This is a genomic window from Streptosporangium sp. NPDC049046, from assembly GCF_040649155.1.
Classification (GTDB): Bacteria; Actinomycetota; Actinomycetes; order Streptosporangiales; family Streptosporangiaceae; genus Streptosporangium.
The window spans coordinates 106,566-113,881 of record NZ_JBEZEZ010000027.1; the positions used below are offsets into that span (position 1 = coordinate 106,566).

The window sequence follows — 7,316 nt, forward strand, 5'->3', positions numbered from 1 at the left end:
AGCCCCGGCACCGAGTTGTCGAAGATCGTCTACGGGTGGGACAAGGACGATCTCCTCACCACCAAGACCACCACCGGCACCGCCGGGGCAGGGGTCAACGTCCGAAATCACGGTGGCCCCTCACCGGCCCAGCGTCGTGTCGTAATGTGCGGCAAATTCCTCGATATCGCTGGGAACCAGGCACGCGATGCCACCGACTACCTGAGGGTGGGCGATCGATCGCCCTCTTGTCGATGGTTATCACTTGCCCGGAGTGTTCGTGTCAAGATCGCGCCTCTTCACCATCCTCGTCGCCTCGATCATGCTGGTCGGTGCGTGTGCTTCCGCCCCCTCCGAGGTCGACGAGAAAGCCCCCACCCCTGTGCTGCGCATCGGCCTGAGCGAAGAGTCCGGCGCCCTGGACCCCCACGCCTTCACCGGTAACTTCCTGCTCCTCGACGCGATCTACGAGCCGCTTGTCGCCTACACCGAGGGCGGCAAGCCGGCACCGGGGCTCGCGGAGTCGTGGACCGTCGCCGAGGACGGTCGGCAGGTCACCTTCGACCTGCGTGACGGCGTCCGCTTCACCGACGGGACCCCGCTCGACTCCGCCGCCGTCAAGTGGAACTTCGACCGGTGGGTGGGCAACAAGAAGTTCACCTTCTTCCGGGCCTCTCAGGTCATCTCCGCCGTTGACACCCCCGACTCCGACACCGTCCGGCTGACGCTGTCGGAACCGTACGAGCCGCTGCTGCAGGAGATGTCGATCGTGCGGCCGGTGCGGCTGCTCAGCCCGAAGTCCGCCACCGGCGGCGAGTTCACCACCCCCGTCGGCACCGGGCCGTGGAAGCTGGTGTCGAACTCCGCCACCGGCGCGACACTGGCACGCAACGACGACCACTGGGGGACCAAGCCACAGCTGGAGCGGCTGGAGTTCAAGGTCATCCCCGATTCCCAGGCGCGCGTCGACGCGCTCGCCAACGGCGAGATCGACCTCATCGGCGGCTCCTACCTGGCCCCGATCACACCGCTGGAGGCCAAATCGCTGAGCGAGCACGGCGACGTCACCCTGCTCACCGGCGCGTCGGACGTCTCGATCATGCTCGGGTTCAACCCCGACGGCCCGGCCGGCGACCGGGCCGTCCGCGAGGCGGTGCGTCAGGCCATCGACACCACCTCCCTGGTCGGCGCGCTGTTCCAGGGCTATGGCGAGCCGGCACGGCGGGTGTTCCCGCCGGACGTGCCCGACTCGGGCACCGACCTGCCGCCGTACTTCGACCAGGCCGGCGCCCGCGCCACGCTGGACGCCGCCGGATACGCGCTCGAGAGCGACAGCCGGGTCAAGAACGGCAAGAAGCTCTCCCTCAAACTGCTCGTCCCGGCCAAACCGGCCGCGGGCCAACTCGACCCCCGCACGATGGCCGAGGCGATCGCCGGCTCCCTCAAGACGGTCGGGATCACCGTCGAGATCTCCCCGGTCGACGCCGCCGCGTACTACGACGAGCGGGCGGAGGGCACCTACGACCTGACCTTCTTCGAAGGGCTCGGCGCGCCCTACGACCCCTCCAGTTCGATCGTGTCCCTGTTCACCTCCGGAGCGCGCGCCCCCCTCTGGGCGACCCCGGCCACCGAAAAGGCGGTCGACAAGGCGCTGTTCGCCCACGACCCCGCCGCCCGCAGCGCGGCCTACCAGGAGCTCTACGACGCGGTCGTCGCCGACGCCGGTTTCGTGCCGCTGGCCTACCGCCCACGGATGTGGGCCGCCCGCGCCGCGGTGAAAGGCTTCACGATGCCCCCCACAGACGTCGATCTGGAACTCACCGGAGTCACCGTCGAATGAGGTCACGCGGACGGCTCGTCACCGCGGGCGGTTACCTCCTGCGGTGGGCCGTCGACGTCTTCGGCGTGCTGCTCGCGATGTCGCTCGGCGTCTTCGCGCTGGTCCTGCTCGCCCGTGGTGACGCCGCGGCGATGCTCGCGGCGACCCGGGCCGGTCGGCCGGCCACGCCCGAGCAGATCGAGGCCGTCCGCGTCGAGCTCGGCCTCGACGATCCCGCGGCGGTGCGCTACCTGAGGTGGCTCGCCGACGTGTGCACCGGCGACTTCGGATTGTCGTTGCGGACGAACACGCCGGTCGGTCCCGAGGTCGCCGACCGGCTGGGCGTCACGCTGGGGCTGGTAGCCGGCTCCACCGTGGTCGCCCTCGTGATCGGGGTGAGCGTCGGCGTCGCAGGGGCGGTGCTCCGGCGTGGCCTGTTGCGCGGAACCCTGCGAATCGCGGCGCTGCTCATCACCTCGGTGCCGGCGTTCTGGCTGAGCTACCTGCTGGTGTTGGCCCTGGCCCTGCGTCTGCGCGTGGTTCCGACGTCGGGGATGGCGGGTTTCTCGACGTGGGTGATGCCGATGGCGGTGCTCGGGCTGCCGGTCGCCGGTGTGCTCAGCCGGGTGGTGGCCGTCACGCTGCGCGAGGCCCTGGACCGGCCGTACGTGCGCGCGGCGCAGGCCAGGGGGAGCGGACCGCTGTCGATCGTGCTGCGCGACGGCCTGCCCAACGCCGCCGGGCCGATCCTGTCGGTCGCCGGATTCGGCATCGGGAGTCTGCTGGTGGGTGCCGTCGTGGTGGAGCAGATCTTCGGCTGGCCAGGTATCGGGGCCTACTTCGTGCACGCGGCCGGGGCCAGGGACGTTCCGGCGCTGCAGGCCGGCACGCTCGTCATGGGAGGTGGCTTCATCCTGGCCAACCGCTGCGCCGATGTCCTGCAGGGGCTCATCGACCCCCGCTCCCGGCGAGACCGGATCCCCTCGGGAAAGAGCCCTTCCGGGCGGGGCAGGCCGCTCCGGGAGCGGGTCGGCGGGTTCACCGCCCGGTCGCGACGGGGGACGACGTGACCGGCCGGCGGGGCGGCAGGGCGTGGACGCGTACGGCACTGGTCGCGACGCCCTTGATCCTCTTCGCGGTCGTCGGGGTGCTGGCACCGGTCATCGCCCCGGCCGATCCCACCGTGGGCGACCTGACGGCGGGGCTGCTGCCGCCGTCGCCGGAGCACCCGCTCGGCACCGACCAGATCGGCCGTGACCAGCTCAGCCGGATGCTCTACGGTGCGCGGATCTCCCTCACGGTCACCGCGACCGTGCTGGCGATCGCGCTGACGGCCGGCACCGTGATCGGCGCCCTCGCCGGTTACCTGGGCGGATGGGTCGACCGGTTCGTCTCCCGGGTGATCGACGTCGTCGTCTCGCTGCCAGGGATGCTGGTGGCGCTCGCGGTGATCGGCGTACGAGGACCCGGGGTGGAGAACCTCGTCCTCGCGCTCTCGCTGTGGTCGTGGGCACCGTACGCCCGGATCGCGCGTGCCCGCGTCGCCGGCATGCGAAGCAGCCCTCATCTGGACGCCCTGCGCCTGCTGGGCGCGGGGCGCGGGCGCATCATCGGTAAGCACCTGCTGCCCCCGGCGCTCGCACCCTGCCTGGTCTACGCCAGCACGGACATCGGCATGATCGTCCTCAGTGTCGCCACCCTGAGCTTCCTCGGCCTGGGGGTCGCCCCGCCGCACGCCGAGTGGGGCCAGATGCTCATCGAAGGGCGGCCGTTCCTGGACTCGGCGTGGTGGCTGGCGTACCCGCCCGGCATCGCCATCACGGCCGTGGTGTTCGCCGCCAACCTGCTCGGTGAGCGACTGGCGGCCGGTGAGGAACGGCCGTCGATCCTGCGCCTGGTCCGTCCACGATGGAGTCGCCCGGCGCGGGCCCCACGGCCCGCCCACGCGGCCGCGACCACGAAGGAACCCGTGGCGTCCACCCCGCCGGAGGTGGCGCGGGATTCCTCCGAGCACGACGCGGTACTGCGCGTGCGGGACCTGTCCGTCTCCTACCCGGACGGCGGCGGGCGCCGTCGCGTCGTCGCCGGGATGTCCTACGAGGTGCGGCGCGGGCGGATCCTCGCTCTCGTCGGCGAGAGCGGAAGCGGCAAGACCACGGCCGCGCTCGCCCCCTTCGGCCTGCTGGACCCGAACGCGGCGGTCACCGGATCGGCGGTGCTGGGCACCGGTGCCGGCGCCCGTCAGCTGGTGGACCTCTCCCCGGGCGAGCGGCGCCGGATCAACGGGCATCGGGTGGGCGTCGTCTTCCAGGACAGCGCCTCCGTACTCAACCCGTTGCGGACGATCGGCGCGCACGTCGACGAGGCGGTCCGCAACACCGGCCGGGGCGGCCGCCGCGCCGTGACCCGCCGGGTCACCGAGGAACTGTTGCGCCTGGCCGGTCTGCCGGACCCGGCGAAGGTCGCCCGCGAGTTTCCCCACCAGCTGTCCGGCGGGATGCGCCAGCGGGCGCAGATCGCCATCGCCCTCGCGGGCGAGCCGGAGTTGCTCGTCGCCGACGAACCCACCTCGGCCCTCGACGTGACCGTGCAGGCGCAGTTGCTCGCGCTGCTGGCGCGTCTGCGTGACGAGCTGGGCATGGCCATGGTCGTCGTCAGCCACGACCTGGCGGTCGTGTCGCGCCTGGCCGACAGCGTGGCCGTCGTGTACGGCGGCCGGATCGTGGAGTCGGGCCCGCTCGCCACGGTGATCACCGATCCCGACCACCCCTACACGCGTGGCCTGCTGGACGCCGTACCACGGCCCGGGGCCGCACCGGGCACCCGGTTTCGCACCATGCCAGGCCGGGCGGGTATCGGCCCGGACGAGACCGAGGGATGTGGGTTCGCGTCCCGCTGCCCGCTCGTGGCGGTGGCCTGCGTGTCCGAACCACCGGCCCTGGAGGCCCCGGTCCTGGACGCGCCGCCTCGCGTCGACGCACACCGGTCGGCCTGCCTGCGCCACCCCAGCCGCCCCGCGGAGGCGGGGGAGAGGAGCACCGGCCCGTGTTAGAGATCGTCGGGGTGAGCGCGGGCTACGGTGGCCGGGACGTCACGGCGGTGATCGAGGACGTCACGCTGCGCGTGGCGGCGGGTGAGATCGTCGGACTGGTCGGCGAGTCGGGCTGCGGCAAGACGACGCTGGCGCGGGTCGTGACCGGGCTGCACCGGCCCAGCGCGGGAGTGGTACGCGTCGCCGGGGCGGACGTGCACGCGCTCCGTGGCCGGGCCCTGCGGGCACATCGACGACAGGTCCAGATGGTCTTCCAGGACCCCTACCTCACGCTCAGCCCGCGGCAGACGGTACGCCAGGCCCTCGCCGAGCCGCTGCACATCCACCGGATCGGCGACACCCGGTCCCGGTCCACGCGGGTGGGCGAGCTGATGGACCTCGTCGGGCTCGACCCTCAGGTCGGCGATCGCCGACCCGGGCAGCTGTCGGGAGGGCAGCAGCAGCGCGTGGCGATCGCCCGGGCACTGGCTCTGGAGCCGCGCCTGCTGATCTGCGACGAGCCGGTCACCGCGCTCGACGTGTCGGTCCAGGCGACGGTGCTCAACCTGTTGTGCGATCTGCGCGACCGGCTCGAGTTCGGCTGCCTGTTCATCACCCACGACCTCGCCGTCATCTCCCAGCTCGCGGACCGCGTCGCCGTCATGCGGCATGGCCGGATCGTCGAGCAGGGGCCGACCGGGGACGTCACCACCCGCCCGCGCCACCCCTACACTCGCACCCTGCTCGCGGCCACTCCCACCATGGACATCGAGACCAAGGCGCGATCGGTATGACACCCACCGACCGGGAGGCGTCGGGCTCTCCCGCGCGATCCGGCGTCCGCTCGTTCACCGGCACGCAGCTCGCCCTGTTCGGGAGCGGGTTCCTCGTCAATCTCATCAGCTTCTCCGTGTACCCCTACCTGGCGGTCCTGCTCCGCGACCGGATGGCCCTTGGCATGGATCAGGTGGGCCTCATCCTCGGGGTGGCGACATTCGTGCAGTTCGCCGGAGGGGTGCCCGGCGCGGCCCTCGCCGAACGGATCGGACTCCAAAGGAGCCTGGTGATCGCGATGGTCCTGCAGACCGTCGCGTCGCTGGGGTTCCTCGCCGGCGGCACCTGGCCGGCGGTGACGGTCGCCGCGCTGTTCCTGCGATCGGCGGCCACCGGGCTCTACTCACCCAGCGTCCGGGGTTACACCGTGCACGGTGCGAGTCCCGGCGACCGGCCGCGGCTGATGTCCGCGAGCTACGCCACGGGCAACGTCGGCATCGCGGTCGGGCCGGTGGTGGGGGCGCTGTTCATTCACGACCCAGGCGGGATGTTCGTCGTCGCCACGGTGCTGCACGCGGCGATGGCGATCGGGCACGCGCTCCTGCCGCGAGAGCGGCGGGAAGAGGGCGAGGTGATCGAGCCACTGCGCCGGGCACTGGCCGGCCTCGCGATCCTGCCGTTCGTCGTGACCGCCATGACCCTCTATCTGTACATGCACTTCTACCAGTTCCTGTCGTCCTACGCCGAGGGCAGGCTGCCCACCGTGTTCTACGGCGCGGCGATGATGGGCTACTCGCTGGTGCTGGCCGTACTGCAACCGCTCCTCACGCGACGGGTCGAGCGGATGCGCTACACCCACGCGATGGCGGTCGGTTTCTGCTGCCTCGCCGTCGGCATGATCGCGTTCACCGGCGGGAACGTGATAACGGTCGCCGCCGGGATCCTCGTCATCGGCGTGGGCAACTCGGTGCTTTTCCTCAAGAACGTCCTTGAGATGCTCAGCCGTACGAAGCGGTCACCGGCGGTCGTCTTCGGTCACCAGCGGCTGGCCGAAGGGGTCGGCGCGTCCTTGAGTGGCCTCGTCGGCGGGAGCCTCTACCAGCTGTTCGAGAGCGCGGGGTATCTTCCCGGATTCTGGTCGGCCATCGCCGCCCAGTGCCTGCTCCTGCCGGTGATCGTGCTAGCCGCGTGCCGTCGGCTCGGGCGCCCCGTGTCCGAGCCTTCATGACGAACCCGGCGGACGTGGGCCGGCACCTGACGGCCGATCGCGGAGTGGCCTCACTTCAACTCGTCGGCGCTCTCCTGTTCACGCTCCCGCGGACCGTCGCCTGAGTACGACCGGCGCAGCCCGTCCAGCAGGAGGGTGATGACACCGTCGGCCTCGGCCCGCCAATCGGGGCGGTCATGGGCCGCGCCGATGCCGTGCAGCGCCATCATGACGGCGCCGGCATCCACGTCGTCGCGGACGGCGCCGGTCTTCACGGCGGCGGTCACCAGGTCGGTGACGGCCTGCTCCAGCGCCCTGCTGCCCTCGGCGAGTACGCCCGAACGGGTGGCCATGAGCGTGGCCAGCGTCCGGGCGAGGCCCTGGTGGGTGTCCAGGTAGCCGACCACGTCACGTAGGAAGGTCGCCAATGCCTCCGCCGCGGGCAGCGTGGCCTGCAGCCGGCGGGCGCGGTCGCACAGTGCGGCGACCTCTCCGTGGTAGACCGC

The 7,316-nt window shown here is 71.6% G+C and carries 6 protein-coding genes; 5 read left to right on the forward strand and 1 reads right to left on the reverse strand.

Annotated features, from left to right (window positions below; genetic code table 11):
* The first annotated feature begins 259 nt into the window (after positions 1–259).
* From AB0B96_RS31570 to AB0B96_RS31590, 5 genes are read left to right on the forward strand one after another with little or no spacing between them, the layout of a single operon-like run.
* Positions 260–1,819, forward strand: coding sequence for an ABC transporter substrate-binding protein (locus AB0B96_RS31570; RefSeq protein ID WP_362904560.1), 1,560 nt, complete (start codon positions 260–262; stop codon positions 1,817–1,819).
* The gene (locus AB0B96_RS31575; protein ID WP_362904562.1) at positions 1,816–2,868 is read left to right on the forward strand and encodes an ABC transporter permease; all 1,053 of its coding nucleotides are present in this window, start codon (positions 1,816–1,818) and stop codon (positions 2,866–2,868) included. Before AB0B96_RS31570 ends, AB0B96_RS31575 begins: the two co-directional genes overlap by 4 nt.
* Positions 2,865–4,850, forward strand: a complete 1,986-nt coding sequence (locus AB0B96_RS31580; RefSeq protein WP_362904564.1) for a dipeptide/oligopeptide/nickel ABC transporter permease/ATP-binding protein — start codon at positions 2,865–2,867, stop codon at positions 4,848–4,850. Before AB0B96_RS31575 ends, AB0B96_RS31580 begins: the two co-directional genes overlap by 4 nt.
* Positions 4,844–5,623 carry an ATP-binding cassette domain-containing protein gene (locus tag AB0B96_RS31585; RefSeq protein ID WP_362904566.1) on the forward strand — a complete coding sequence of 260 codons (780 nt, stop codon included), beginning with the start codon at positions 4,844–4,846 and terminating at the stop codon, positions 5,621–5,623. Before AB0B96_RS31580 ends, AB0B96_RS31585 begins: the two co-directional genes overlap by 7 nt.
* Positions 5,620–6,831: an MFS transporter gene (locus AB0B96_RS31590; RefSeq protein WP_362904568.1), complete on the forward strand. Its 1,212-nt coding sequence runs from the start codon at positions 5,620–5,622 to the stop codon at positions 6,829–6,831. Before AB0B96_RS31585 ends, AB0B96_RS31590 begins: the two co-directional genes overlap by 4 nt.
* Positions 6,832–6,881: 50 nt before the next feature.
* Here AB0B96_RS31590 and AB0B96_RS31595 read toward each other — a convergent pair.
* The coding region (locus AB0B96_RS31595; RefSeq protein ID WP_362904570.1) for a hypothetical protein at positions 6,882–7,316 on the reverse strand (435 nt) is incomplete at its 5' end.